Source organism: Streptomyces sp. SID8374 (assembly GCF_009865135.1).
Taxonomy (GTDB): domain Bacteria; phylum Actinomycetota; class Actinomycetes; order Streptomycetales; family Streptomycetaceae; genus Streptomyces.
Window position 1 is genome coordinate 278469 of the sequence record NZ_WWGH01000001.1, and the last position, 24069, is coordinate 302537.

22 protein-coding genes and 1 pseudogene are annotated in these 24069 nt (G+C 71.9%); 13 read left to right on the forward strand and 10 right to left on the reverse strand.

Annotated features, from left to right (window positions below):
* Positions 1-23: 23 nt before the first annotated feature.
* Positions 24-731: a M24 family metallopeptidase gene (locus GTY67_RS01160; protein WP_161277462.1), complete on the reverse strand. Its 708-nt coding sequence runs from the start codon at positions 729-731 to the stop codon at positions 24-26.
* Between the two features lie 184 nt (positions 732-915).
* Positions 916-1560 carry a molybdopterin-dependent oxidoreductase gene (locus tag GTY67_RS01165; RefSeq protein WP_343238631.1) on the reverse strand — a complete coding sequence of 215 codons (645 nt, stop codon included), beginning with the start codon at positions 1558-1560 and terminating at the stop codon, positions 916-918.
* Between the two features lie 237 nt (positions 1561-1797).
* On the opposite strand from GTY67_RS01165, the gene GTY67_RS01170 reads away from it, so the two are divergent.
* From GTY67_RS01170 to GTY67_RS01185, 4 genes and pseudogenes are all read left to right on the forward strand, one after another.
* Complete coding sequence (locus GTY67_RS01170) at positions 1798-3576, forward strand: cytochrome c biogenesis protein DipZ (RefSeq protein WP_161277463.1); 1779 nt, start codon at positions 1798-1800, stop codon at positions 3574-3576.
* 203 nt (positions 3577-3779) lie between these two features.
* Positions 3780-4511, forward strand: a pseudogene (locus GTY67_RS01175) (reductase); the annotation flags it as partial.
* A gap of 381 nt (positions 4512-4892) precedes the next feature.
* Positions 4893-5294 (forward strand): tyrosinase cofactor, encoded by a 402-nt coding sequence (locus tag GTY67_RS01180; protein ID WP_093694297.1) that lies wholly within the window; start codon positions 4893-4895, stop codon positions 5292-5294.
* 52 nt (positions 5295-5346) lie between these two features.
* Positions 5347-6174, forward strand: a complete 828-nt coding sequence (locus GTY67_RS01185; RefSeq protein ID WP_161277465.1) for a tyrosinase family protein — start codon at positions 5347-5349, stop codon at positions 6172-6174.
* Positions 6175-6224: 50 nt separating this feature from the next.
* Here GTY67_RS01185 and GTY67_RS01190 read toward each other — a convergent pair whose 3' ends face one another.
* From GTY67_RS01190 to GTY67_RS01200, 3 genes are all read right to left on the reverse strand, one after another.
* Positions 6225-7184 carry an NAD(P)H-quinone oxidoreductase gene (locus GTY67_RS01190; RefSeq protein WP_161277466.1) on the reverse strand — a complete coding sequence of 320 codons (960 nt, stop codon included), beginning with the start codon at positions 7182-7184 and terminating at the stop codon, positions 6225-6227.
* A gap of 63 nt (positions 7185-7247) precedes the next feature.
* Complete coding sequence (locus tag GTY67_RS01195; RefSeq protein WP_161277467.1) at positions 7248-8222, reverse strand: alpha/beta hydrolase; 975 nt, start codon at positions 8220-8222, stop codon at positions 7248-7250.
* A gap of 242 nt (positions 8223-8464) precedes the next feature.
* Positions 8465-9178 carry a type 1 glutamine amidotransferase domain-containing protein gene (locus GTY67_RS01200; protein WP_161277468.1) on the reverse strand — a complete coding sequence of 238 codons (714 nt, stop codon included), beginning with the start codon at positions 9176-9178 and terminating at the stop codon, positions 8465-8467.
* Positions 9179-9401: 223 nt separating this feature from the next.
* On the opposite strand from GTY67_RS01200, the gene GTY67_RS01205 reads away from it, so the two are divergent.
* The 5 genes from GTY67_RS01205 to GTY67_RS01225 all read left to right on the forward strand — a co-directional run bounded on the left by GTY67_RS01205 (position 9402) and on the right by GTY67_RS01225 (position 15134).
* A complete protein-coding gene (locus GTY67_RS01205) occupies positions 9402-10646 on the forward strand; it encodes an NADH:flavin oxidoreductase/NADH oxidase family protein (RefSeq protein ID WP_161277469.1) in 1245 nt (414 codons plus the stop codon).
* 78 nt (positions 10647-10724) lie between these two features.
* The gene (locus GTY67_RS01210) at positions 10725-11651 is read left to right on the forward strand and encodes an acetoacetate decarboxylase family protein (protein WP_161277470.1); all 927 of its coding nucleotides are present in this window, start codon (positions 10725-10727) and stop codon (positions 11649-11651) included.
* Positions 11652-11678: 27 nt separating this feature from the next.
* Positions 11679-13277 carry a succinic semialdehyde dehydrogenase gene (locus GTY67_RS01215; RefSeq protein WP_161277471.1) on the forward strand — a complete coding sequence of 533 codons (1599 nt, stop codon included), beginning with the start codon at positions 11679-11681 and terminating at the stop codon, positions 13275-13277.
* A gap of 155 nt (positions 13278-13432) precedes the next feature.
* A complete protein-coding gene (locus GTY67_RS01220; RefSeq protein WP_093694290.1) occupies positions 13433-14047 on the forward strand; it encodes a TetR/AcrR family transcriptional regulator in 615 nt (204 codons plus the stop codon).
* Between the two features lie 121 nt (positions 14048-14168).
* Positions 14169-15134, forward strand: coding sequence for a DUF5996 family protein (locus tag GTY67_RS01225; protein WP_161277472.1), 966 nt, complete (start codon positions 14169-14171; stop codon positions 15132-15134).
* Between the two features lie 14 nt (positions 15135-15148).
* Here the strand turns inward: GTY67_RS01225 and GTY67_RS01230 are convergent, their stop codons facing one another.
* Positions 15149-16630 carry an amidase family protein gene (locus GTY67_RS01230; RefSeq protein WP_161277473.1) on the reverse strand — a complete coding sequence of 494 codons (1482 nt, stop codon included), beginning with the start codon at positions 16628-16630 and terminating at the stop codon, positions 15149-15151.
* A gap of 120 nt (positions 16631-16750) precedes the next feature.
* On the opposite strand from GTY67_RS01230, the gene dhaK reads away from it, so the two are divergent.
* From dhaK to GTY67_RS01250, 4 genes are all read left to right on the forward strand, one after another.
* On the forward strand, positions 16751-17743 hold the full coding sequence (gene dhaK, locus GTY67_RS01235; RefSeq protein WP_161279920.1) for a dihydroxyacetone kinase subunit DhaK: 993 nt from the start codon (positions 16751-16753) through the stop codon (positions 17741-17743).
* A gap of 62 nt (positions 17744-17805) precedes the next feature.
* Complete coding sequence (gene dhaL, locus GTY67_RS01240) at positions 17806-18420, forward strand: dihydroxyacetone kinase subunit DhaL (RefSeq protein WP_161277474.1); 615 nt, start codon at positions 17806-17808, stop codon at positions 18418-18420.
* Positions 18417-18827, forward strand: a complete 411-nt coding sequence (locus GTY67_RS01245; RefSeq protein ID WP_161277475.1) for a PTS fructose transporter subunit IIA — start codon at positions 18417-18419, stop codon at positions 18825-18827. The genes dhaL and GTY67_RS01245 overlap by 4 nt, the downstream gene beginning before the upstream one ends.
* Positions 18828-18951: 124 nt before the next feature.
* Positions 18952-19458, forward strand: a complete 507-nt coding sequence (locus tag GTY67_RS01250) for an NUDIX domain-containing protein (RefSeq protein ID WP_161277476.1) — start codon at positions 18952-18954, stop codon at positions 19456-19458.
* Here GTY67_RS01250 and abc-f read toward each other — a convergent pair.
* From abc-f to GTY67_RS01270, 4 genes are all read right to left on the reverse strand, one after another.
* Positions 19419-21098, reverse strand: a complete 1680-nt coding sequence (gene abc-f / locus GTY67_RS01255) for a ribosomal protection-like ABC-F family protein (protein ID WP_161277477.1) — start codon at positions 21096-21098, stop codon at positions 19419-19421. The genes GTY67_RS01250 and abc-f overlap by 40 nt on opposite strands.
* A gap of 336 nt (positions 21099-21434) precedes the next feature.
* Complete coding sequence (locus GTY67_RS01260; RefSeq protein WP_161277478.1) at positions 21435-22475, reverse strand: NAD(P)-dependent alcohol dehydrogenase; 1041 nt, start codon at positions 22473-22475, stop codon at positions 21435-21437.
* Between the two features lie 102 nt (positions 22476-22577).
* A complete protein-coding gene (locus tag GTY67_RS01265; RefSeq protein ID WP_161277479.1) occupies positions 22578-23351 on the reverse strand; it encodes an SDR family NAD(P)-dependent oxidoreductase in 774 nt (257 codons plus the stop codon).
* Positions 23348-24055, reverse strand: coding sequence for a TetR family transcriptional regulator (locus tag GTY67_RS01270; RefSeq protein WP_161277480.1), 708 nt, complete (start codon positions 24053-24055; stop codon positions 23348-23350). The genes GTY67_RS01265 and GTY67_RS01270 overlap by 4 nt, the downstream gene beginning before the upstream one ends.
* Positions 24056-24069: the final 14 nt, after the last annotated feature.

The window sequence follows — 24069 nt, forward strand, 5'->3', positions numbered from 1 at the left end:
GGCCGGTTCGCCGGGGCCGGATGTCAGGCGAGGTCGAGCAACTGCTCGTAGAAGCCGCCGAACCCGCGCCGCCTGTCCACGAAGTGGAGCTCCAGGATCCAGTGGCAGACCCGTCCCGCACGGTCGGTGCGGCGCAGCCGTGTGGCGTTCTCCGGGGTGATGTAGGACTCCGCCTTCGCTCCGTCGTTGGTCTCGTGCGGGAACTCCCCGACGAGGTGCCCGGCGTGCCAGATGCCGATCTCCCAGCCGGCCTCGGCCGCCAGCCGTTCGACTTCGGCGAAGAGCTGCTTGCCGGTGATGTCCGGGTTCGCTTGGAACGCCGCGCGTCCGGCGTCGAACACGCGGGGCAGGTCCTGGAGCAGCCGGTGCTTGTCCGGGTCGTCGCCGAAGACGTAGGTGCGGCCGAAGTCGGCCTCGTACTCCTCGAAGATCGGGCCGAAGTCGGCGAAGGCGACATCGTCCTCGCCGATGACGCGGTCGGGCGGGTTGTCCCGGTAGGGCAGCAGTGTGTTCGGGCCGGACCGGATGATCCGCTTGTGCCAGTGCTTGGTCGTCCCGAACATCTCGTTGGCCAGGTCCCGGATGCGGTCGCTGACCTCCCGCTCGCCGACGCCGGGGGTGACCAGTTCGCGTTTCTCCACCTCGGCGAAGAGGGCGATCGCCTTCTCCTGCGCCGCCACCAGGCCCGCCGCCCGCCGGTTCTCGTCCGGTCCGGAAAGTTCAGACGTCATGTCGTTCCCCCGCGTCCTCCGTGTCCTGGCACCCCTCGCCGGGCCGGCGGCCGGCCGGCACGGAACCGGCCGGTCCTGGGGTGGCGTCCGTTCCGTTCCCCGTACTGCTGGAACATCGCATCTGCCACCTTAGACAATCATCAGGCTCATATCTGCGGGTTTTTTCGCTACCTGGCGGCGTACGTCAGCGGCCGGTAGCCGGGGTGTCGTGGTCGTCGTCCTGGTAGCTGTAGCGCTTCCCGGTCCAGACGTCGCCGACGTTGTGGTAGCCGCGCTCCTCCCAGAACCCGGGGCGGTCGGCGGTGAGGTACTCGATGCCCCGGAGCCATTTGGCGCTCTTGTACCCGTAGAGGTGCGGCACGACCAGGCGCAGCGGGGAGCCGTGTTCGGCGGTGAGGGGTTCGCCGCCTCGGTGGGTGGCCAGGAGCGTCGTGGGGGCGGTGAAGTCGCAGAGGCGCAGGTTGGCGCTGTAGCCGTACTCGGCCCAGGCCATCACATGGGTGACCTCGGCGGCCGGTGGTGCCAGGCGGAGCAGCGTTCCGGCGGGGATGCCGAACCACTCGTGGTCGGTCGAGGTGGTCCCCTGCGCGCAGTGGAGGTCGGCGACGACGGTGGTGCGCGGGAGGGCGGTGACCTCGTCCCAGGACCAGCTGTAGGTGATGTCCCGGGCCGTGGCACCGAAGATCTTCAGGTCCCACCGTTCGGGCCGGAACCGGGGAACCGGACCGTAGTGGGAGACCGGCCAGCCGGCCACCCCCTGCTGCCCCGGCGGCAGCTGTCGCGGGGTCCGCGGCCGGGGAGGCGGCGGGGCCAGGTGGTCGCTGCCCACTGACGATCATCTCCCTGCGTGGTCGGCACGGCGAGAGACGGAACGCCCTCGCACAAACATTCTCCCGCAGGGTGGCCGGGGCCGGAGCAGGTGCCGCTCCCCCGGGGTGTCGGACGCGGTGCCTGTCGACTCTCCCTGTCCGCCACTCCCTCACCGCCAATCCGGTGGTCCCCCCGCACCGAATAGGAGGTAGAGGGCTGCGGACTGTGCCGCTCTCCCCGCGAGAGGCGGTACGTCATGATCACGCTGGTGCTGATCGGGGTGCTGGGAGGGCTGATCACGGCGGTATCGCCGTGCATCCTGCCCGTCCTGCCCGTGGTGTTCCTGGCCGGCGGCACCGGGCGGGGGGACGACGACGCCACGTCGGCCACGGGCGCGAAAGGCGCCCAAGCCAAAGGCGGCGGGGTGGCGACCGCCCCGGCCCCGGCGGCTCCCGTACGCGAGCCCCGCAACCGGCGCCCGTACGCCGTGGTCGCGGGGCTCGTCGTCAGCTTCGCCTTCTTCACCCTGCTCGGCGTGACGATCATCTCCGCCCTGGGCCTGCCGCAGGACATCCTGCGTTACGTCGGCCTGGCGCTGCTCGTCCTGATCGGGCTGGGCCTGATCCTCCCGCCCGTCGAACGCCTGCTGGAGAAGCCCTTCGCCCGTATCCCGCAGCGCCAGGTCAACAAGGAGGGCAGCGCGTTCGCGCTCGGTCTGGGCCTCGGCCTGCTGTACGTGCCGTGCGCCGGTCCGGTCCTGGCGGCGATCACCATCGCGGGTGCCCGGGGCGAGATCAGCTCCGACATCGTGGTGCTGACCCTCTCGTTCGCCGTCGGCACCGCCGTACCGCTGCTCGTCTTCGCCCTCGCCGGGCGCCGGGTCGCCGCCCGGGTCACCGCGTTCCGCCGGCGCGCCCGGGGGCTGCGGATCGCCGCCGGATCCCTGATGATCGTGCTGGCCCTGGGTCTGGCCTTCGACGTCACCGCGGCCATCCAGCGGGCCCTGCCCGACTACACCTCCGGCGTCCAGAAGAAGATCGAGGACAGCGACGCCGCCCGGCAGCAGCTGTCCGGTCTGTACGACGACTCCAACAAGGAGCTGTCCCGGTGCGAGGACGGCGCCGACGAACTGCGCTCGTGCGGGAAGGCCCCGGCGCTGGAGGGCATCGACTCCTGGTTCAACACCCCCGGCGACCGGCCCGTCGACCTCAAGAGCCTGCGCGGCAAGGTCACCCTGGTCGACTTCTGGACGTACTCCTGCATCAACTGCCAGCGCGCCGTGCCGCATCTGCGTGACTGGGAGCGCACCTACCGGGATGCCGGGCTGCGCATCATCGGGGTGCACTCCCCCGAGTTCGCCTTCGAGAAGAAGCGGAGCAACGTCGTCTCCGGTGCCGAGAAGCTGGGCGTCACCTGGCCCGTCGCCCTCGACAACGACCTCACCACCTGGGACAACTACCGCAACCGCTTCTGGCCCGCCAAGTATCTGATCGACGCCGAGGGCACGGTCCGGTACTTCAAGTTCGGCGAGGGCCAGTACGACCGGACGGAGAAGATGATCCGCGAGCTGCTCCGGCAGGCGGACCCGACCGTCGTCCTGCCGAAGCCCACGGACCGCGCCATGGACGATCTGGCCGCCGACCGGACGCCCGAGACCTATCTGAGCAACCTGCGCGTCCGCGGATACACCGGCACCCCCCTGGTGGACGACAAGCCGACCGCGTACCGCTTCCCGAAGGGCACGCTGCCCCTCAACAAGCTTTCGCTGGACGGCACCTGGACCGCCGGGTACGAGAACTTCACCGCCGGACGCGACGCCCGCCTGGCCTTCACCTACCGCGCGAAGAACGCCAACCTCGTCCTCGCCGGCACCGGCAAGGTCACCGTCCTCGTGAACGGTGAGGTCACCAAGACGATCGAGGTGTCCGGCTCGCCGACGCTGTACCGCCTGACCGACGACCGGGACGCGCGCACCGCACGCCTGGAACTGCGCGTCGGCGAAGGCCTCCAGGCGTACGTCTTCACCTTCGGGTAGAGCGTCGCCCCGCCCAGGGCGGGGCGACGGCCTCACATGCTGGTGCGGGGGCGTGTGCGGGAGGTGTGATCCCCCGCGTTCCCGGAGCGTGGCGGGGCGGAAACCCGGCTTTCCCACCGTGTCGGACGGAGGGCCGCCCGCCGCCGACCGCGCGGGCCGACCGAGGTGGTTCGCAGGCCGGAAGGCGGGGGTTCGGCGCCGGTCGGCGGCTGCTGCGCTCCGACAACAAGGACGCCCCGGCGAAATGGAGTCGGGGGCGCCAGGCCGCCGATGTCGTCGCCGCGTACCCCGTCCGTGGATCGGCGGCGGAGTGGGCGGGCGTCCTCAAGCGCCTCCGGCCCCGGCTGTACTCCATCTCCTCCAGCCCGCTCGCCCACCCCGGCGAGGTCCGGCTCACGGTCTCCGTCGTCCGGTACGCCAACAATCTCGGCCGGGACCGCACGGGCGTCTGCCCGGCCTACCTCGCCGACCACGCCGACGACGGCCCGGTCCAGGTCTTCGTACAGCGCTCACCGCACTTCCGGCCGCCCTCCGACCCGGCCACACCCATGGCCATGGCCGGCCCGGGAACCGGTGTGGCCCCCTTCGTCGGCTTCCTCGAAGAGCGCCGGGCCGCCGACTTCTACTACCGCGAGGAGCTGGAGGCGTACCGGGCAGCGGGCCACCTCGGCCGACTCGGCCTCGCCTTCTCCCGCGACCAGCGCAACAAGGTCTACGTCCAGGACCGCATGCGCGAACACGGCCCGCGCCTGTGGCAGTGGCTCCGGGACGGCGCCCACTTCTACGTCTGCGGCGACGCCTCCCGCATGGCCGAGGACGTCGACCAGGCGCTCAGGGACATCGCCGCCGCCCACGGTGGCATGGACGCCGACGAGGCGTCCGTGTACGTGCGGCGTCTGGCCTCGGACCGGCGCTACGTCCGCGACGTCTGCTGACCACCACGCGGGGGTTTCCGGACAGCTTCGGGCTGTGAGCGAGGCCATGCTTTTCCGCGTTTGACAGTAAATTCTTCACGAAGCTGGCGATTCTCCTTCAAGAACTCCTGCTTCGGTCCCGTTTCATCACCCGAACAGCAAGATCAACATCGTTGAACGCTGCATCGCCCTCTCCACCCTGTCCGTATGGCGGCCAACCGCCCCGGCGCGACTACTGCCTCTCGCGCATGTGGCTGTAGGCATATTCCAGAACGGCATGCCGGACGCGCCGACCCTGACCCAGCCGAGCGCCCTACCGGTGATGCGCCGTCACTTCAGGGGAGCCCGGAGGCATCTGCCTTCGATTCCCGTTCACCACCGCCGCACTTGGGGGACTTTCCCATGTCTCAACTCACCCGTCGTCGCGCCCTCGGGGCCGCCGCGACCGCTCTGACCGGCCTCGTCCTGACCGGCTTCGCGCGGACGGCAGGGGCGTCGTCCGAACCTGCGACCGCAGGTACGAAGCAGCACGAGGGGCACGCGGCGCACGCGGGCCACGCAGGCCCGCAGCCGTTCAGCGAGACCTTCCAGGGACGCCGTATCGAGGGCGCGCCGTCGCACGGCGACGGCCATCACGGCGGCTACGCGGTGCAGATCGACGGCGAGGAACTGCACGTGATGCAGAACGCGGACAGCACCTGGGTCAGCGTCATCAACCACTACGAGACGTTCCCCACCCCGCGCGCGGTCGCCCGGGCAGCCGTGATCGACCTCCAGGGCTCCGACCTCGTACCCCTGGCCTGATCCTCCGCCCGCGCGATTCCGCCGACCATTTCCTGAACCGGGGAGCACCCTCATGACCGTACGCAAGAACCAGGCGAGCCTGACCGCCGCCGAGAAGCGCGGCTTCGTCGACGCGCTCCTGGAGCTCAAGCGCACCGGCCGGTACGACACGTTCGTCACCACCCACAACGCCTTCATCATGAGCGACACCGACAGCGGCGACCGGGTGGGCCACCGGTCGCCGTCCTTCCTGCCCTGGCACCGCAGATTCCTCATACAGTTCGAACAGGCGCTCCAGGCCATCGATCCCGCCGTCGCCCTGCCCTACTGGGACTGGACGGCGGACCGCACCGCATCGGCCTCCCTGTGGGCACCCGATTTCCTCGGAGGTAGCGGCCGGAGCAGGGACGGGCAGGTCACCGAGGGGCCGTTCGCCGTCGACGGCGGCAGATGGCCGGTCACCGTGACGGTCGACGGGCGCGGTTTCCTGCGCCGCGCCCTCGGGTCCGGCGTACCGCAGCTGCCGACCCGCGCCGAGGTCGACTCGGTGCTCGCCATGCCCACGTACGACACCGCGCCCTGGAACAGCGCGTCGGACGGCTTCCGCAACCACCTCGAAGGCTGGCGCGGCGTCAATCTCCACAACCGCGTGCACGTGTGGGTGGGAGGCCAGATGGCCACCGGCGCCTCGCCCAACGACCCGGTCTTCTGGCTGCACCACGCGTTCATCGACCGGCTCTGGGCGCAGTGGCAGGCACGCCACCCCCGCTCCGCCTATCTGCCCGCCACGGGGACGCGGAACGTCGTGAGCCTCAACGACGTCATGCGTCCCTGGAACGATGTGACGCCTGCCGAGATGCTGGATCACACGAAGTTCTACACCTTCGACACGATGGCGTAGCACCGCGCGGGCCCCGGGCGCTCCGCCCGGGGCCCGTCCTGTGCGGCTCCCTACTCGTTCACCAGCAGGATCTTTCCGGTGTGGCCGCCGGCCTCCATCCGCCGGTGCGCCTCGGCGGCCTCTTCCATGGGGAGCCGGTCCTCGATGAGCAGCCGGACGGACCCGTTCTCGATCATCGGCCAGACGTGGTCCCGGACTTCGGCCACGATGGCGGCCTTCTGCTCCTTGGACCGGGTACGCAGAGTGGTGCCGTACACCGAGAGGCGCTTGAAGACCAGGTCGGCCAGGTTGAGCGTGCCGTCGAGGCCGTTCTGCAGGCCGATGACGACGAGGCGCCCGTCGGCGGCCAGTGAGCGGATGTTGCGTTCGAGGTAGTCGCCGCCGATGACGTCGAGGATCACGTCGAAGGGGCCGTACTCGGTGAAGTCCTCGGTGCGGTGGTCGACGGCCACGTCGGCACCGAGTTCCCGCACGCGTGCGACCTTCTCCGGACCGCCGACCGTGGTGACGACGCGGACACCGAGCACCTTGGCGACCTGGATCGCCATGGAGCCCACGCCGCCGAGCCCGCCGTGCACGAGAAGGGTCTCCCCCTGCTTGAGGCCCGCGGTCATGACGAGGTTGGACCACACCGTGGCGGTCACCTCCGGCAGGCCCGCCGCGTCGGTCAGGCCGACGCCCGCCGGAACGGGCAGCAGCTGCCCGGCGGGGACGGCGACCTTCTGCGCGTAACCGCCTCCGGTCAGCAGGGCGCACACCTCGTCGCCCACCTGCCATCCGGTGACCCCGTCACCGAGGGCGCCGATCCTGCCGGAGACTTCGAGACCCGGGTACGGCGAGGTGCCCGGCGCCAGCGGGTAGAGCCCCATCCGCTGCATGACGTCCGCGCGGTTCAGGGCGCCGGCCACCACATCGACGACCACCTCTCCGGCGGCGGGCCCGGGGTCCTCGACCTCGATCCACTCCAGTACCTCGGGGCCACCGGGCTCCTTGATCGACACTGCCTTCATGACACTCCGTTCCCAGCGGCGTACGAGCCCGGTCCACACGTCCCAGTTCCCGTTCCACACGCCTCAGTTGTCGTGCAGGGCCGTCCTGAGGGCGTCGACGGCGAGCTTGCGGGCGACGTTGGCCGCACGGGTGTCGCGCAGGCTGTCCAGCAGCAGGAAGTCGTGGACCATGCCCGCCACGCGGACGGAGGTCACGTCCACACCGGCCTCGCGCAGCTTGTTGGCGTACTTCTCGCCCTCGTCGCGCAGGACGTCGGCCTCGTCGGTGATGACGAGGGTGGTGGGCAGGCCCTTGAGCTGCTCCAGGGAGGCCCGGAGCGGGGAGGCGTACACCTCGGTGCGCTGGGCGGGGTCGGTGGTGTAGGCGTCCCAGAACCACTTCATGCCGTCGCGGGTGAGGTAGTAGCCCTCGGCGAACTGGAGGTACGACGGGGTGTCGAAGTCGGCGTCGGCCACCGGGTACAGCAGGACCTGCGCCTTGAGGTCGATCCCGCCGCGCTCCTTGTTCATCAGCGCGAAGACGGCCGACATGCAGCCGCCCACCGACTCGCCGGTGACGGCGATCCGCGAGGTGTCCAGGCCGTGCTCCGCACCGTGCTCCAGGACCCACCGGCCCACGGCGTAGTTCTGCTCCACCTGTGTGGGGTACTTGGCCTCGGGTGCGCGGTCGTAGACGGGGAAGACCCCCGCCGCACCGGCGCCGACGGTGAGTTCGCGGAAGAGGCGGTCGTGGGTCCGGTCGTCGCCGAAGACCCAGCCGGCGCCGTGGATGTAGAAGACCACCGGCAGCTGCCCGGTGGCTCCCTTGGGCCGGATGATGCGGGTGCGGACCGTGCCCCACTCGCCCGCGTCCACGTCGACCCACTCCTCGTCGACCTCGGGACGGGGCACGCTCTCGTCGCTCTGCAGGCCGAGCAGGATGTCCCGGCCCTTCTCCGGGGGGACCTCGTAGATCCGCGGATGCGGGTCCGTGGCCTCGCACAACTCCTTCGCCGCGGGTTCCAGGTAGGGGGTGATCGGAGGAGGTAGATCAGTCATGTCGACTCCCTGTCGCGGGCACACCATGTGCCCGGTCCGAGGCACACCTGTCCGCCCTGTTCACGGCAGGTCTGTCCGCTCTGCTCACAGCACGTACGTGTGCCCTGTTCATGTGGTCCCATCGGCTGCTGAAGCCATGCACACCCCAGTCGGCAATGAGCGGTTCCATCCTTCGCGCCCCGTTCGTCCCCTGCAACCCGTGCACAGCCCTTCCCGGCGGGGTCTGCACGTCGGGCATACCGCTAGCGCGCCGCTGCCTCGTGCACATCGGCGACGATGCGCCGGGCGAGGCGTTCGGAGGAGGCCGGGTTCTGCCCCGTGTAGAGGTTGCGGTCCACGACCACGTACGGCCGCAGGGGCAGACGGCCCTTCGTATACCGCGCCCCGCTCTCCCGCAGCCGGTCCTCCAGCAGCCAGATCGCCTTTCGGCCGAAACTGTTGAACTTCTCCTCCAGATTCGACAGCCCCGTCATCCGGTACCCGGTGAAGGGCCATGACCCGTCCTCGGCCTTCGCGGCGAACGCCGCCGCCGGCGCATGACAGAGCAGCGCGAGGGGCCTGCCCGAAGCGAGCACCCGCGTGAGCAGCGCACCCGACACCGGATCCACCGACAGGTCCTCCATCGGCCCGTGCCCGCCCGGGTAGAAGACCACGTCGAAGTCGTCCGGATCGATTTCGCCCAGCACCCGGGGGTGCTTCAGCTCCGCGTCGATCCTGTCCAGATACGCGGCCACCTCACGCAACGTCGACGGCCACCCCGCCGTCCGCGACATGCTCAGCCGGTCCAGCGTCGGAACCTTCCCGCCGGGCGTGGCGATCGTGATCTCCCACCCCGCCTCGCTGAAGATCTTGTGCGGTACCGCCAGTTCCTCACCCCAGAACCCCGACGGATGGACCTCCCCGTCCTTCAGCGTCCAACGGTCGGCCGCCGACACGACGAACAGCACCTTGGTCACGACAACCCCTCCTCCTGCGGAAACGGGTCCGCCTTCGCCTGCGTACACATCAGCCCATATCCACCGCGAAGCCTCGAACCATCATCTGCCGCGTGGGACACCCGGGCGACCGGTCGCCTCGTGCGACGCACCCCACACTCTCGATGTTTACGGTGATTACATTTTCGCGCTAATGTAAGTGGTGCACACATCTTAGGTGATCAAGAAGGAAGAGTGAATCCGTATGACCAGCGAGCTGTTCTCACCGCTGCACCTGCGCTCCGGCCAGGTGCTGAAGAACCGGATCGCCAAGGCGGCGATGGAGGAGAACATGGCCGGCGACGGCCAGCTGCCCGACAAGCAGCTGTTCACGCTCTACCGGCGCTGGGCGGCCGGCGGCACCGGGCTGCTGATCACCGGCAACGTCATGGTCCACGCCGAGGCCCTGACCGGTCCCGCCGGTGTCGTACTCGACGAGAACGCACCGCTCGAGCCCTTCACCGAGTGGGCCGAGGCGGGCAGGTCCGGCGGCGGCGCGATCTGGATGCAGATCAACCACCCGGGCCGCCAGGTCGCCTCCGGAATGCCCGGCGTCGTGTGGGGCCCGTCCGACATCGGCGTCAGCCTGGGCAAGCACAGCAACCGGTTCGGCCGCCCCACCGCCATGACCGCGCGGCAGATCGAGGAGACCGTGACCCGGTACGCGGTGACCGCGCACCGCGCCGAGAAGGCCGGCTTCGACGGGGTCGAGATCCATGCCGCGCACGGCTACCTGCTGTCGCAGTTCCTCTCCCCCCTGGTCAACAAGCGCACCGACCACTGGGGCGGCCCCCTGGAGAACCGCGCCCGGATGCTGCTGGACATCGTCAAGGCCGTACGGGCAGCCGTCTCACCGTCGTTCGCGGTCGCGGTCAAGCTCAACTCCGCCGATTTCCAGCGCGGCGGGTTCGACGCCGACGACGCCCGCCAGGTCATCGAGATGCTCGAACCCCTCGGCGTCGACCTGGTCGAACTCTCCGGCGGCAGCTACGAGAGCCCGGCCATGACCGGCCGCTCCGCCGACACCCGGACCCAGGCCCGCGAGGCGTACTTCCTGGACCTGGCCAGGGATCTGGTGAAGACCAGTCCGCTCCCCCTGATGCTCACCGGCGGCATCACCCGGCGCCCGACGGCGGAGCGGGTCCTCGACAGCGGTGTGGCGGTCATCGGCATGGGCACCGCGCTCGCCGTCACCCCCGATCTGCCCCAGCGCTGGCGCCGGAGCGGTGAGGCGGACCGCTCCATGCGTCCGGTGAAGTGGTCCGACAAGGCGCTCGCCTCCGCCGCGAGCATGGCCCAGGTCCGCCACCAGATGCGCCGCCTCGCCCGCGGCGGCAGCCCCAGGCCCGGTACGCATCCGGCCGTCGCCCTGGTCTCCGAACAGCGCAGGCAGCGCGCCGCCCTGCGGCGTTACCGCGCCTGGCTGTCGAAGCCCCGGAGCGCGGCCTGAGGGCCGACACCCCGGCCGGTGCGGACTCCGCACCTCCGCAGTGACGCATACGCCCACTACATGACAGGAGCTCACACCATGTCTTCCCCGCAGAAGGACAAGGACACCGTCAAGGTCGACCTGGGAGGCCGCGAGGTCACGGTCCCCAAGGGCGGTCTGTACGACCGGTACCGGATGGACCCCGACCTCGACGCGATCGCCCGCGACCCGCGCGTCAGCGGCGTGGACTTCTTCCGGCAGCTGCCCAAGATCAAGGTCGACTCCCCGATCGGCCCCACGCTCACCCCGAACTTCTACTACACGATCTCCACCGCCCGGCTGACGATGCTCGCGCCGTCCCGCGCGATCCGCGCCCGGCTGCCCGAGGAGCTGGCACCGCTGGAGCTCGTCCCCGGCCTCGGGCTGGTCTCGGTGATGTTCTTCCGCTACGACGTGTGCGACATCGACTTCTACACCGAGGCCGCCGTCGGTATCGCCGTCAAGCCGGCCCGGCACGGGAGGCTCGGCTTCTTCGACCTCGTCTCCGGGCTGAAGAACGAGGACCTCGACTCCTATGTGCTGTCCCTGCCCGTGAGTACGGAGATCGCGCAGGTCCGGGGCCACGACGGCTACGGCTTCCCCAAGTGGGTCACCGGCCTCGACGTCGGCATCGACGACCGGCGGACGACCGCCCGGGTGGCCAACGAGGCCGGCGGTGTCGACCTGGCGCTCTCGGCGGCCACGCCGAAGCAGACCGCCCACCCCAGCGGGGAGCGCGTCTCCTCCCTCACCTCGTACACGTCGATCAACGGCGCCTGGCACTCCACCCTGAGCCAGACGAACGTGCTGAACGCCGGTACGACGCGCGGCACGAGCGGCATCAGCCTCCGGGTCGGCGAGGGCCGCATGGCGGACGACCTGCGCTCGCTCAAGCCGAAGCGGACCATGCAGTTCGACGTGATGAGCGAGGGGCAGCTCGCCCTGCACATGCCGGTCCCCACCTCGGTCCCGCGCCGGAACAAGTAAGCCGACAGGCAAGCAAGGAGCCCCGCCATGGCCACCGAACACGCGACCCGCCCCACCACCGCCCGCACCGCGGCCCTGCCCGCGTCCATCACCCCGGCGCTGCTCAGGCGGCTGACCGCCCAGGTCTCGGCCGCCCCGGACGCCGCCCGGGTCACCACCAGCGCCCCGTACACCGGCCTCCCCCTGGCCGGCCTCCCCATCTCGACGCCGGAGGACGTCGAGGCCGCGTTCGCCCGTGCCCGGATCGCGCAGAAGGGGTGGGCGGCCACCCCGTTGAGCGAGCGCAAGCGGATCCTGCTGCGCTACCACGACCTCGTCCTGGCCCGTCAGGACGAGGCCCTGGACCTCATGCAGGCCGAGAACGGCAAGACCCGCCGCGACGCGTTCCTGGAGATCGTCGACATCGGCATCGTCTCCCGGTACTACGCCCGCAACGCCGCCAGGTACCTCAGCCCCAAGCGCCGCCGGGGTGCGATCCCCCTGCTCACCCACACCACCGAACTGCGCCACCCCAAGGGCGTCGTCACCGTCATCTCGCCCTGGAACTACCCCCTCAGCATGGCGGCGAGCGACACCATCGCGGCGCTGATGGCGGGAAACGCCGTCGTGCAGAAGCCCGACACGCAGACGGCCCTCACCGCCCTGTGGTCCATGGACCTCATGTACGAGGCCGGGCTGCCCCAGGACGTCTGGCAGATGGCCATCGGCCGCGGCAGCTCCATCGGCGACCCGCTGATGGACAACGCCGACTACATGATGTTCACCGGCTCCACCGCCACCGGCCGCGAGATCGCCGCCGCCGCGGGCCGGCGCCTCATCGGCGCCTCACTCGAACTCGGCGGCAAGAACCCGATGATCGTCCTGGACGACGCCGACATCGAGAAGGCTGCGGACGGTGCCGTCGCCGCCTGCTTCCCCTCCGCGGGTCAGCTGTGCGTCTCCATCGAGCGCCTGTACGTCGCCGAGTCGATCCGGGACGAGTTCGTGGCCGCGTTCACCGCGCGGACGGAGAAGCTCAAGATCGGCGCCGCGTACGACTACAGCGTGGACGTCGGCAGCCTCACCACCTCCTCCCAGCTCAGGACCGTCACCGAGCACATCGAGGACGCCGTCGCCAAGGGCGCCACCGTCCTCGCCGGCGGCCGGGCACGCCCCGACCTCGGCCCGCTCTTCCACGAGCCGACCGTCCTCACCGGCGTCACCCCGGACATGACGCTGTACGACCACGAGACCTTCGGCCCGGTCGTCTCGATCTACACCTTCCGGGACGACGACGAAGCCGTCGCGCGGGCCAACGCCACCGCCTACGGCCTCAACGCCAGCGTCTGGTCCCGTGACGGAGCCCGGGGCCGCGCCCTCGCCGCCCGGGTGCACGCCGGGACCGTCAACGTCAACGAGGCCTTCGCCGCCGCCTGGGGAAGCGTCGACGCGCCGATGGGCGGCATGGGCGACTCCGGACTCGGCCGCCGCCACGGTGCCGACGGCATCCTCAAGTACACCGAGCCCCAGACCGTCGCCCATCAGCGCCTCCAGGGCTTCACCCCGCCCGCCGGCATCAGCCCCGAGACCTGGGCCGCCCTCCTGACCGGAGGGCTCAAGGTCCTGAAGGCGGCCGGCCTCCGCTGAACAGCGGCCGCGTCACAGCAGCAGAGCCGGACGGCCCACGCCAGGCGGAGCGGGCGGGCCGTCCCGGTTTCTTCCCCCTTCACGATCACCTAAGATGTATACATCGTTCACATCCGGGAGGAGATGTGGACATGGCGAACATAGGAGAACGGTCCATGGCCCGGAGCAGCACCTACCACCACGGCGATCTGCGCGCCGCCTGCCTTCGTGCCGCGCGCGAGCTCCTGGAGGAGGACGGCAGCGCCGGTCTCTCGCTGCGCGCGGTGGCCCGGCGCGCCGGTGTGTCGGCGACCGCCCCGTACCGCCACTACGCCGACCGCGAGGCCCTGGTCTCGGCGGTGGCCGCCGAGGGGTACCGGGAGCTCGCCACCTCCTTGGCGCAGGCCCACCCCGCGCCCTCGACACCCGATGAACTCGCCGCCGTCGCCGTCGCCTACGTACGGTTCGCACTGGAGCACCCGGCCCTGTTCCGGGCGATGTTCGCGGAGCCCTGCGACCCCACCAGCGAGGAGCGCGTCGCCGCGACCGAGGCCATCTCGCAGTACGTCCGCACCATCGTCGCCGCCACCTTCCCCGGTGCGGACGCGGACGCCCTGTCGACGACGGTCTGGGCCCTCGTCCACGGCCTCGCGTTCCTGCACCTCGACGGCAAGCTGGACTCCTCCACCCCCGAGGCCGTCGCCGCCCAGGTCAGCTCCGCCGTACACGCGCTGTTCACCGCCTCCCCGGCGATGTCCGGCACGGCGGCGGCCGCCCAGCCCGCGGTCTAGGCTCCGACCGGCGACTCCGTTTGCCCCGCTTCGCGCAGCGGGCGAAAATGGCCTATCCGAGGGCGTTCTGCCCGTCGCTCCGAGGGCGTTCCGCTCGCCGCGCGCAGCCCTGGAGCTTCCCATGAGCGAACGTCTCCGTACGTGGCCCACGCTGGTCCATGACGATCTGGCACCCATGGTCGGGTACGTGAACCGGGTCGTACAGGTCGCGGGCAAGTACACCCTCGACGCGCCCTTCGAGGTCGGCTGGGGGAACATCGTCCTCGATGTCAGCCCCCGCGGGCTCAGGACGCCGACGTTCCGGCAGCCGGGGGTGACCTTCAGCGTGCACTACCGGTTGCTGGACGGTGACGTCCTCATCGAGGCGGACACGGGATCGCGGACCGTTTCGCTGGTCCAGAGGTCCGTCGCCTCGTTCTTCGAGGAGTTCTGCGACGCGGTGGCCGAGCTGGGCATCGACCCGCCTCGCACCGCGCTGGTATGCGAGATCCCGGATTGCGCGCCGACCTTCCAGCACGATGACGTCGAACGCACCTGGGATCCCCGCGCGGCGCGGCTGATGTGGGAGGCCTGGGATCTCGCCGCCGGCGGGCTGGAGGCGTGGCAGGCGCCCTTCCTCGGGAACCGTCCTCGGGTCGGCGTGATGTGGGGCGGCTTCGACCTGTCGGCGACGCGGCACAGCACGCGGCCCACGGAGCCGCCGCCCCACCGCCCGGCGTTCCAGCGGAACGCCCAGCTCTCCGCGTACGTGGCGGTGGGCTTCGCCTTCGGGAGCGATTCGGCACCGGAGGCGGGGATGTACGCCTACATCTGGCCGCAGCCGGACGGGCTGGAGGGCCGGTCCTGGGGTGTGGACGGCGCGGCCTGGCATGCCGACGCCGGTCTGGTGCGCCTGCCGTGGGACAGGCTCGGTGGGACGGCCGACCCGCACCGGGCCGTCGTGGCGTTCGGCGACGCCGTCTACCAGGCGGCCGTCGACCTGGCGGGATGGCCGGCCGACCTCTCCGGGCCCCGGGTCGACGGCTGGTACATGAGCCGGACCCCGCCCGAGCGCGTACGGGCGGCGGAGAAGGCCCGGCAGCACTGAACCCGGAGCCCCGGTCAGAGTTCGGGTTCGAGATGGGCCCACGGGCGCTCGGCCTCGATCTGGGTGGCGAGCGCGAGGAGGGTGGCCTCCCCGCCGAGGGGGCCCACGAACTGGACGCCCAGGGGCAGGCCCTCCGGGGTGCGGTAGGTGGGAACGCTCATCGCGGGGCGTCCGGTGATGTTGGCCAGCTGGGTGAAGGGGACCGGGGCGAGGTTGGCGAGCACCGCCTGGTCCCACGCCTTCGTCCCGGCCAGCGCGCCCAGCAGGCCCAGGCGCCGCAGGACACCGCCGACGGCGCGCACCGGGCCGGGGGTGTCCAGCTCGCCGATCCGTACGGGAGGGCGCGCCAGCGTCGGGGTCAGCAGCAGGTCGTAGCGGCTGTGGAAGGCGGCGAGCTGCCTGCTGTAGGTGTTCCAGCGCTCGCGGGCCGCGTAGTAGTCGGGCGCCTTGAGGGCACGTCCGGCGGCGGCGAGCATATGGGTGTCGAGTTCGAAGTCGCCGGCACGGGCGCCGTGCAGGCGCCTGATCCCGTCGATGGTGTGGGCGATCCGGGTGGCCCACATGGCCAGGAAGTCGAAGGCGAGCTGCCGTTGGTCGATGCCGGGCTCGGCGGGTTCGGTGTGGTGGCCGAGGCGGGTGAGCAGTTCGACGGCGTCGTCCACCGCGGCGACGGCCTGCGGGTCGGCCCCGGCGCCGATCGGGGAGCGGGTGGTGAACCCGATCCGCAGGCGCTGCGGGGTGCGGCGGGCGAGTTCGGCGTACGGGGACGAGGGCCGGGCGTGCAGGTAGGGGCCGCCCGGGTCGGGCCGGCCGGTGAGCACGTCGAGTATCGCCGCGCTGTCGCGCACACTGCGGGAGAGCACGCCGTCGGTGGCGGCTCCCTCCAGATGCTCGGCGACGGCCGGTCCGGCGGGGACGAGGCCGCGCCCGGGCTTGAGGCCGAAGAGGCCGCAGCAGGCGGCGGGGATGCGGATGGATCCGCCGCCGTCGTTGGCGCCCGCCACGGGCACGATGCCGGCCGCGACCGCGGCGGCCGATCCCCCGGAGGAGCCGCCCGGGGTCCGGGTGAGGTCCCAGGGGTTGCGGGTGGGGCCGTTCGCCTCGGGTTCGGTGATGCCCTTGGCGCCGAACTCCGGGGTGTTGGTCTTGCCGAAGACCACCAGCCCGGCATCCAGCCAGCGGCTCACCACGGCGCTGTGCCGCTCGGCCGGCCGACGGTTCAGCGCCCGGTTGCCGCTCCCGGTGGGCACCCCCGCGTAATCCTGCAACAGGTCCTTGACCAGGAACGGAACCCCGGCGAACGGTCCGGACAGCGGCTCCTTGGCACGGGCGCGGGCGAGGTCGTGCATCGGCCGGACGATGGCGTTCAGCCGCCCGTCGACGGCCTCGGCCCGGGCGATCGCGGCTTCCAGCAGCTCGCCGGGCGACACCTCCTTCGCCGCGACCAACTCGGCCAGGCCCACGGCGTCGTAGCGGCGGTATTCGGCATAGTCCACTGGGACACTCCCTCAAGAACTGGAAACCCGATGTCTGCGGACTGTACGCCGCAGCTGCCCGCCACCGGACCCCTGGCCGGGAACCCCGGCCAGGGCGGATGGACCGACAAGGAGACAGCCGTGAAGATGCTCATCAACGTCCCCGAGACCGTCGTCGCCGACGCCCTGCGGGGTATGGCCGCCGCCCACCCCGAACTGACCGTCGATGTGGAGAACCGGGTCGTCGTACGGCGGGACGCGCCGGTGGCCGGGAAGGTGGCGCTCGTCTCGGGGGGCGGGTCGGGGCACGAGCCGCTGCACGCCGGGTTCGTCGGGCCGGGGATGCTGTCGGCCGCCTGTCCCGGGGAGGTGTTCACCTCGCCGGTGCCGGACCAGATGGTGCGGGCAGCCGCGGCGGTGGACAGCGGGGCGGGGGTGCTCTTCGTCGTCAAGAACTACACCGGTGACGTGCTGAACTTCGAGATGGCCGCCGAACTGGCCGAGGACGAGGGCATCCAAATCGCCCAGATCGTGGTGGACGACGACGTGGCGGTGAGCGACAGCACGTTCACGGCCGGGCGGCGCGGTACGGGGGCGACGCTCTTCGTCGAGAAGATCGCGGGGGCCGCCGCCGACGAGGGCGCGCCGCTGGAGCGGGTGGTCTCGGTGGCCCGGCAGGTGAACGGGTCCTCGCGGAGCTTCGGGGTGGCTCTCAGCGCGGTCACCACCCCGGCGAAGGGCAGCCCGACCTTCGATCTGCCCGCCGGGGAGCTGGAGTTGGGCATCGGGATCCACGGCGAGCCGGGGCGGGAGCGGCGGCCGATGATGACCTCGGGCGAGATCGCCGACTTCGCGGTGCACGCGGTGCTGGAGGACCTCCGGCCGACCGGCCCCGTGCTGGCGCTGGTCAACGGGATGGGGGCGACGCCGCTGCTGGAGCTGTACGGGTTCAACGCGGAGGTGCAGCGGGTGCTCTCCGAACGGGGTGTGCCGGTGGCCCGTACGCTCGTGGGGAACTACGTGACCTCACTCGACATGGCAGGCTGCTCGGTGACGCTGTGCCAGGTCGACGAGGAGCTGCTGCGGCTGTGGGACGCGCCCGTGGAGACGCCCGCGCTCCGCTGGGGCCGTTGAGCCTCCGCGCCGACCGTACTCGTACGAACCGTGCCGGACAGGCCCGGGGAACAGGAGATCATGTGCTGGACGCCGACTTCTTCCGCCGCTGGATGGCGGCCACCGCGGCCGCCGTGGACCGTGAGGCGGACCGACTGACCGAACTGGACTCGGCGATCGGGGACGCCGACCACGGCAGCAACCTCCAGCGCGGTTTCGCGGCGGTGGCGGCCGTGGTGGAGAAGGACGCGCCCGCGACCCCGGGCGCGGTGCTGACCCTGGCGGGGCGGCAGCTGATCTCCACCGTCGGCGGGGCGTCCGGGCCGTTGTACGGGACGCTGCTGCGCCGTACGGGCAAGGCGCTCGGCGAGGACGCCGAGGTGACGCGGGACCAGCTCGCCCAGGCGTTCGCCGGGGGTGTCGCGGCGGTGGGGCAGCTCGGCGGGGCGCAGGCCGGGGACAAGACGATGCTGGACGCGCTGCTCCCGGCGGCGGAGGCTCTGGCCTCGTCGTTCCAGGGGGCGGCGGACGCGGCCCGGGCGGGCGCCGAGGCGACGGTGCCGTTGCAGGCGCGCAAGGGGCGGGCCAGCTATCTCGGCGAGCGCAGCATCGGCCACCAGGACCCGGGGGCGACCTCGGCGGCCCTGCTGGTCGAGGCGCTGGCCCGCACCGCAAAGGACGGGGGTGCGGAGGCATGAGCGAGGAGCCGCAGGTGGGCATCGTGCTGGTCTCGCACAGCGGTCCGGTCGCGGAATCGGTCGCCGAACTGGCCCGTGGCCTCGCCGCCGGGGGCGTGACGGCCCCGGTCGCGGCGGCGGGCGGGCTGCCGAACGGCGGGCTCGGCACCAGCGCCGAGCTGATCGGCCGGGCTGCCGCCTCGGTGGACCGGGGCGTCGGCGTCGCGGTCCTCGTCGACCTGGGGAGCGCGGTCCTCACGGTGAAGGCGATGCTCGCCGAGGGCGACGAACTCCCCGAGAACACGCGGCTGGTCGACGCCCCGTTCGTGGAGGGTGCGGTCGCCGCCGTGGTGACCGCGTCGTCGGGCGGGGACATCGGCGCGGTGGAGGCGGCGGCCTCGGAGGCGTACGGGTATCGCAAGACGTAGTCGTACGGCGGGGGGGGCGGTGTCCGCGATGCGGCGCCGCCCCTTTTTTCTTCTGCCCGGCCCCTCCGTCTCCGCCCGGCCCCTCCGCTGGCATGGAGCCCACCGCGATTGCAGACTTGGCGACATGTCGGCAGGCAAGCGCAGTGCGGGGCTTCTCCTCTTCCGGACCACGGGCACCGGGGGTGAGCGGGACGTCGAGGTGCTGATCGGGCACATGGGCGGGCCGTTCTGGGCCGGGCGGGAGGAGGCGGCCTGGTCGGTGCCGAAGGGTGAGTACGGCCCCGACGAGGAACCGGCGGCGGCCGCGCGGCGGGAGTTCGAGGAGGAGCTGGGGCTGCCGGTGCCGGACGGGGTCTGGCTGCCGCTCGGCGAGTCGCGCCAGCGCAGCGGGAAGACGGTGACCGTGTGGGCGGTTCAGGCCGATCTGGACGTGGCCTCCGTGGTGCCCGGGGTGTTCACGATGGAGTGGCCGCGCGGCTCCGGCGTGCAGCAGGAGTTCCCGGAGATGGACCGGTTCGCCTGGTGCACGCCGGAGGAGGCCGCCGAGCGGCTGATCGTCGGCCAGCGGATCTTCGTGAAGCGGTTGCGCGCTCAGGTACGCGGGGAGGCCGCCGCTTCCCCGGAGGCGTAGGCCGGTTCCGACGGTGGGATGGGGCGGCCGACGCGCAACTCCAGTACGTCACCGGTGAAGCGGGCCCGGAAGCTGCGGTCGTGCGAGACCACCACGACGGCTCCCGGGTACTGCGCGAGGGCCGCCTCCACCTCCTCGACCAGGGCCAAGGCGATGTGGTTCGTCGGCTCGTCCAGCACCAGCAGGTCGGCCGGCCGTGTCACCAGCCGGGCCAGGGCGAGCCTGCGCTGCTGGCCGATGGAGAGGGACGCGACGGGCACCCCGAGGTCCTCGGGGCGGAACAGGCCCAGCTCCAGCAGCTCGTCCGCGTACTCGTCCGGGAAGCCGGGCCGCCCCGCGGCGAAGGTGGTGAGCAGGGTGCGCCGGGTCGGCCGGGCGGGCAGCTCCTGCGGGAGGTAGCCGACCCGGGCGCGACGGCGGACCGTCCCGGTGTCGGGCGCCAGCTCCCCGGCGAGGACCCGCAACAGGGTGGTCTTCCCGGCCCCGTTGTCCCCGGTGACCAGCAGGCGGGCCCCGGGCTCCACGCGCAGGGCGGGGAGGTGGAGCCGGTCGCCCACGGAGATGTCCGCCAGCTCCACCAAGGGGCCGGAGCCGGTCTCCCCCGCGAGGGCCGGACGGCCGGTGAAGGCGAGCGGCTTGGGCGGGGCGGGTACGGGAGAGCGGTGCAGCGCCTCCAGCCGGGTGCGGGCCGCCCTGACCTGGCCGGAGAGCTTGGCCTCGTGGGAGCGGCGGTGCTTGCCGAACCCCTGCTTCGGGTCCTTGCCGGTGGCCGCGAGCCGCTGCCCGGCGGCCTCCACCAGCTCCTGGGTGCGCGCCAGGTCGCTCAGGTACTCCTGGTGCTCCTGCGCCCAGCGGCGACGGGCGGCCGCCTTGGCGGTGCGGTAGCCGTCCCACCCGTCCCCGTACCGGGTGACCGTGCGCAGATCGCGGTCGACCTCCAGGACCACCGAGGTGACCCGCTCCAGGAACGCCCGGTCGTGGGTGATGGCGACGACGGTGCCCCGGTGGGCGCACAGGTGCTCCTCCAGCCAGTTCACCGCCCGTACGTCGAGGTGGTTGGTCGGCTCGTCCAGGAGCAGCAGTTCGGGGGCGGCGGCCAGGACGCAGGCCAGGGCCAGCCGGGACTGTTCGCCGCCGGAGAGGGTGGAGAGCGCCCGGTCGCGGGTGAGGTGGGCGAGGCCCAGGCCGTGGAGGGCCGCCTCGGTGCGGGCGTCGGCGCGGTAGCCGTCGCGCTCCTCGTAGGCGGTGAGGAGGTCTCCGTACACGGCGAGTTCCGCGTCCGTGGGCTCCCCCTCCGCGAGGCCTTCCTCCGCCTCGCGGATGGCCAGCTCCAGGGCGCGGAGTTCGGCCAGGGCCGCGTCGACGGCGTCCTGCACGGTGTCGGCCGGGTCGAGAGCGAGGGTCTGGGCGAGATAGCCGGTGGAGCCGGGGAAGCGGACGGTGATCTCGCCGCTGTCCGGGCGTTCGGCCCCGGCCAGGAGCCGGAGGAGGGTGGACTTCCCCGAGCCGTTCTCGCCGATGACGGCGGCTTTCTCGCCGGGGCGGACGGTGAGCGTCACCTGGTCGAGTACGGAGCGGTCCCCGTACGCCTTGGAGACGTCCTTCATGGTCAGTTGGGCGCGGTCGTGCTGGGGGTGCATGGGTGCCTTTCCCCTGATTCCTGGGTGACGGCCCGCGGCGGCGCGTGCGGGGACGCGCGGGGGCGGGGCGTGACACGTGGATGTCCGGACGGCGGAGGGACAGCGGCGCACCGGGGCCGGGATACGGCCGAACGCCGCCCGGTGCGGTCACGGGCGGTGCTCGGCGGTCGGCCGGTGAGCCTCAGCCGGTGACGTCAGGCGTCGCGCGGCGGCTGTCCGGGCCGGGAATCAGCGGAAGTAGTAGTACGAACGCATGGCACCGAGTGTAACGGTGGGCCGGGGACGGGACCGGGCATTTTCCACCCGGCCCCGCCCCCGGCCCACGGGGAGGCGTGCTCAGCCGTTCGGCAGGATGACCGCACGCCCGTTGATCCGGCCGTCGTGCAGCCGCTCGTAGGCGAGCGGTGCCTCGTCGATGGAGTACGTCTCCACGTGGACGTCGACGGCCCCCGCGTGCGCCAGGTCGAGGACCTCGGCCAGCTCCTTGCGCGAGCCCCAGTAGGGGGCGCTGACGTTGGTGCCGTACGGGAGCGTCCCGAAGCCCACGGGGAGCGCGCCGCCGCCGATGCCGACGATCGTCACGTCACCGTCGACCCGGGCGACGGCTCCGGCGGTCTCCACGGTGGGCGGGGCGCCGACGAAGTCCAGCACGACATGGGCGCCGAGTCCGCCGGTCAGCTCCATGACGCGGGCCGCCGCCTTCTCGTCGGAGAGGACGGCCTCGTGGGCGCCGACGGACCTGGCCAGCTCCAGCTTCTCCTCCGTGACGTCCAGCGCGATGACGCGCGCGGCCGTCATGGCGCGCAGCAGCTGGATCGCCACGTGGCCGAGGCCGCCGGTGCCGATGACGACGGCGGTCGCGCCCGGCACGAGCTTCGGCAGGGACCGCTTGATCGCGTGGTACGGGGTGAGTCCGGCATCCGTGAGCGACACCGTCTTCACCGGGTCCAGGTCGCCGATCGGCACGAGGTGGCGGGGGTCGTCGACGATCATGTACTCGGCCATGGCGCCGGGCGCGCCGAGTCCGGGCGGCATGATGCCCAGCTCCTTGGCGCGCAGGCAGTAGTTCTCCTTGCCCTCGGCGCAGTTCACGCAGATGCCGCAGCCCCAGGGCCCGTACACCGCGACGGATTCGCCGACGGTGAGGCCGTCCACGCCGTCACCGAGGGCGGCGACGGTGCCGACGCCCTCGTGGCCGAGGGTGAGGGGCAGCGGGAAGGGGACCTGGTCGGCGGGCCAGCTCATCACCGCGATGTCGGAGTGGCAGACACCGGCGGCGGTGACCTTCAGCAGGACCTGGCCGGGGCCGGGCTCGGGGTCCGGCACGGTGACGACCTCGGGGGCTGCACCGACGGCCCGGTACTGGACGGCTTTCATGGGTCTCCTCGCTTCTTCGCTGCCTGGTTCTCGTTGTCGGCCCCCGTGGTCCCGCAATGTCCTTTGTCGCCCGCGGCTCCCCCGTCCGCCACCCGGGCGCCGTCACGGGGCGGAGTAGCCGCCGTCCACCAGGTGGTAGCTGCCGTGGATGAAGGAGGCCTTGTCGGAGAGGAGGAAGACGGTGAGTTCGGCGACCTCCTCCGCCGTGCCGAGGCGGCCGGCCGGGTGCAGGGAGATCAGGTGCTCGCGGGCCTTCGGGTCGGCGTTCCGCAGGAGCGGGGTGTCGATGAAGCCGGGGCCGACCGCGTTGATCCGGACGTTCTGCGCGGCGTATTCGAGGGCCGCCGTCTTGGTGAGGCCGACGACGCCGTGCTTGGCGGCGACGTAGGCGGGCGAGCCCGCGAAGCCGTTGGTGCCGAGGATCGAGGACATGTTGACGATCGCGCCGCCTCCCGCCGCGACGATGGCGGGGAGTTCGTGGCGCATGGAGTAGAAGACGCCACTGAGGTTGGTGGCGACGACGCGGTCCCAGTCCTCGACGGGGTAGTCGCCGGTGGGGGCGGCCGGACCGGCGATGCCCGCGTTGTTCACGGCCAGGTGGAGGGCGCCGAAGGTCTCCACGGTGAACCGCACACCGGCTTCGACGGAGGCCGGGTCGGTGACGTCCATGCGTACGGCGGCCGCCCGCGCACCGGCGCTCTCCAGCTGGGCGGCGGCCTTGCGGGCGCTCTCCTCGTCGTAGTCGGCGACGACGACGGCCGCGCCGGCGGTGGCGAGCAGCCGCGCCACGGCGAGGCCGATGCCGGAGGCGCCGCCGGTGACGAGGGCGGTCCGGCCGGCGAACTCGGCCGAGGGGGTGGTGGGGGTGGTGCTCATGAGGTTGCCTCTTCTGCTTCTGCTGTGGGTTGTTCTGTGGTGCTGTCCCGGCCCGGTGCCGTGAGCAGGTCCGCCGCCAGGGCGTCGAACGCCTCGGTGACCAGCGCGGGCAGGGCGTCCGGGCGTCCGCCCCGCACCCAGGCGGCCTGGGCCGCGAGCAGGGCGCCCGCTCCTGCCGCCACCGTGACGGCGGGGCGGATGTCGTGGCGCGGGTCGACGCCGAGCCGGTCCGCGAGGATGGCGACCGAGTCCTCCTGGGCGTCCACCCTGATGTGGTGGAAGGCCGCGTAGAGCGCCGGCTCCTCCTCGGCGACGACCAGGAGGTCGAAGATCCGGGGGCGGCGGTGCCAGGGCTCCGCTTCGGGGTCGGCGAGCCAGGCCAGGACGGCGCGCCGGTAGGCGAGGAGCGGGGGCTCCCCGGCCGGGCGGGACCGCAGGGCCTCGTTGATCCGGTCGCCGTCGCCGCGCAGGGAGTCGAGGGCGGCGGCTTCCTTGCTCGCGAAGTACCGGCTGAAGGTGCGGCGGTCGACGTCGGCGGCTTCCGCGATCTCCTCGACCGTGACGTTCCGCAGCCCCCGGTCCAGCACCAGCTCGAACGCGGCCTGCGCCAGGGTGTCGCGGGTGCGGCGGGCCTTGCGGCTGCGCCGTTCCGGCGTCTTCCGCTCCGGTGTCCCACGCTCCGGGATCTTCTCTTCCGGACTCATAATTGCACCGTACA

Excerpts from the sequence above, each read along its gene's own strand:
- GTY67_RS01225 (WP_161277472.1), top strand. The coding sequence starts at position 14,169 with ATGAGCGAACGTCTCCGTACGTGGCCCACGCTGGTCCATGACGATCTG.
- GTY67_RS01170 (WP_161277463.1), top strand. The coding sequence starts at position 1,798 with ATGATCACGCTGGTGCTGATCGGGGTGCTGGGAGGGCTGATCACGGCG.
- GTY67_RS01185 (WP_161277465.1), top strand. The coding sequence starts at position 5,347 with ATGACCGTACGCAAGAACCAGGCGAGCCTGACCGCCGCCGAGAAGCGC.
- GTY67_RS01205 (WP_161277469.1), top strand. The coding sequence starts at position 9,402 with ATGACCAGCGAGCTGTTCTCACCGCTGCACCTGCGCTCCGGCCAGGTG.
- GTY67_RS01220 (WP_093694290.1), top strand. The coding sequence starts at position 13,433 with ATGGCCCGGAGCAGCACCTACCACCACGGCGATCTGCGCGCCGCCTGC.
- GTY67_RS01270 (WP_161277480.1), bottom strand. The coding sequence starts at position 24,055 with ATGAGTCCGGAAGAGAAGATCCCGGAGCGTGGGACACCGGAGCGGAAG.
- GTY67_RS01245 (WP_161277475.1), top strand. The coding sequence starts at position 18,417 with ATGAGCGAGGAGCCGCAGGTGGGCATCGTGCTGGTCTCGCACAGCGGT.
- GTY67_RS01190 (WP_161277466.1), bottom strand. The coding sequence starts at position 7,184 with ATGAAGGCAGTGTCGATCAAGGAGCCCGGTGGCCCCGAGGTACTGGAG.
- abc-f (WP_161277477.1), bottom strand. The coding sequence starts at position 21,098 with ATGCACCCCCAGCACGACCGCGCCCAACTGACCATGAAGGACGTCTCC.
- GTY67_RS01195 (WP_161277467.1), bottom strand. The coding sequence starts at position 8,222 with ATGACTGATCTACCTCCTCCGATCACCCCCTACCTGGAACCCGCGGCG.
- GTY67_RS01210 (WP_161277470.1), top strand. The coding sequence starts at position 10,725 with ATGTCTTCCCCGCAGAAGGACAAGGACACCGTCAAGGTCGACCTGGGA.
- GTY67_RS01180 (WP_093694297.1), top strand. The coding sequence starts at position 4,893 with ATGTCTCAACTCACCCGTCGTCGCGCCCTCGGGGCCGCCGCGACCGCT.
- GTY67_RS01265 (WP_161277479.1), bottom strand. The coding sequence starts at position 23,351 with ATGAGCACCACCCCCACCACCCCCTCGGCCGAGTTCGCCGGCCGGACC.
- GTY67_RS01260 (WP_161277478.1), bottom strand. The coding sequence starts at position 22,475 with ATGAAAGCCGTCCAGTACCGGGCCGTCGGTGCAGCCCCCGAGGTCGTC.
- GTY67_RS01160 (WP_161277462.1), bottom strand. The coding sequence starts at position 731 with ATGACGTCTGAACTTTCCGGACCGGACGAGAACCGGCGGGCGGCGGGC.
- GTY67_RS01250 (WP_161277476.1), top strand. The coding sequence starts at position 18,952 with ATGTCGGCAGGCAAGCGCAGTGCGGGGCTTCTCCTCTTCCGGACCACG.
- GTY67_RS01215 (WP_161277471.1), top strand. The coding sequence starts at position 11,679 with ATGGCCACCGAACACGCGACCCGCCCCACCACCGCCCGCACCGCGGCC.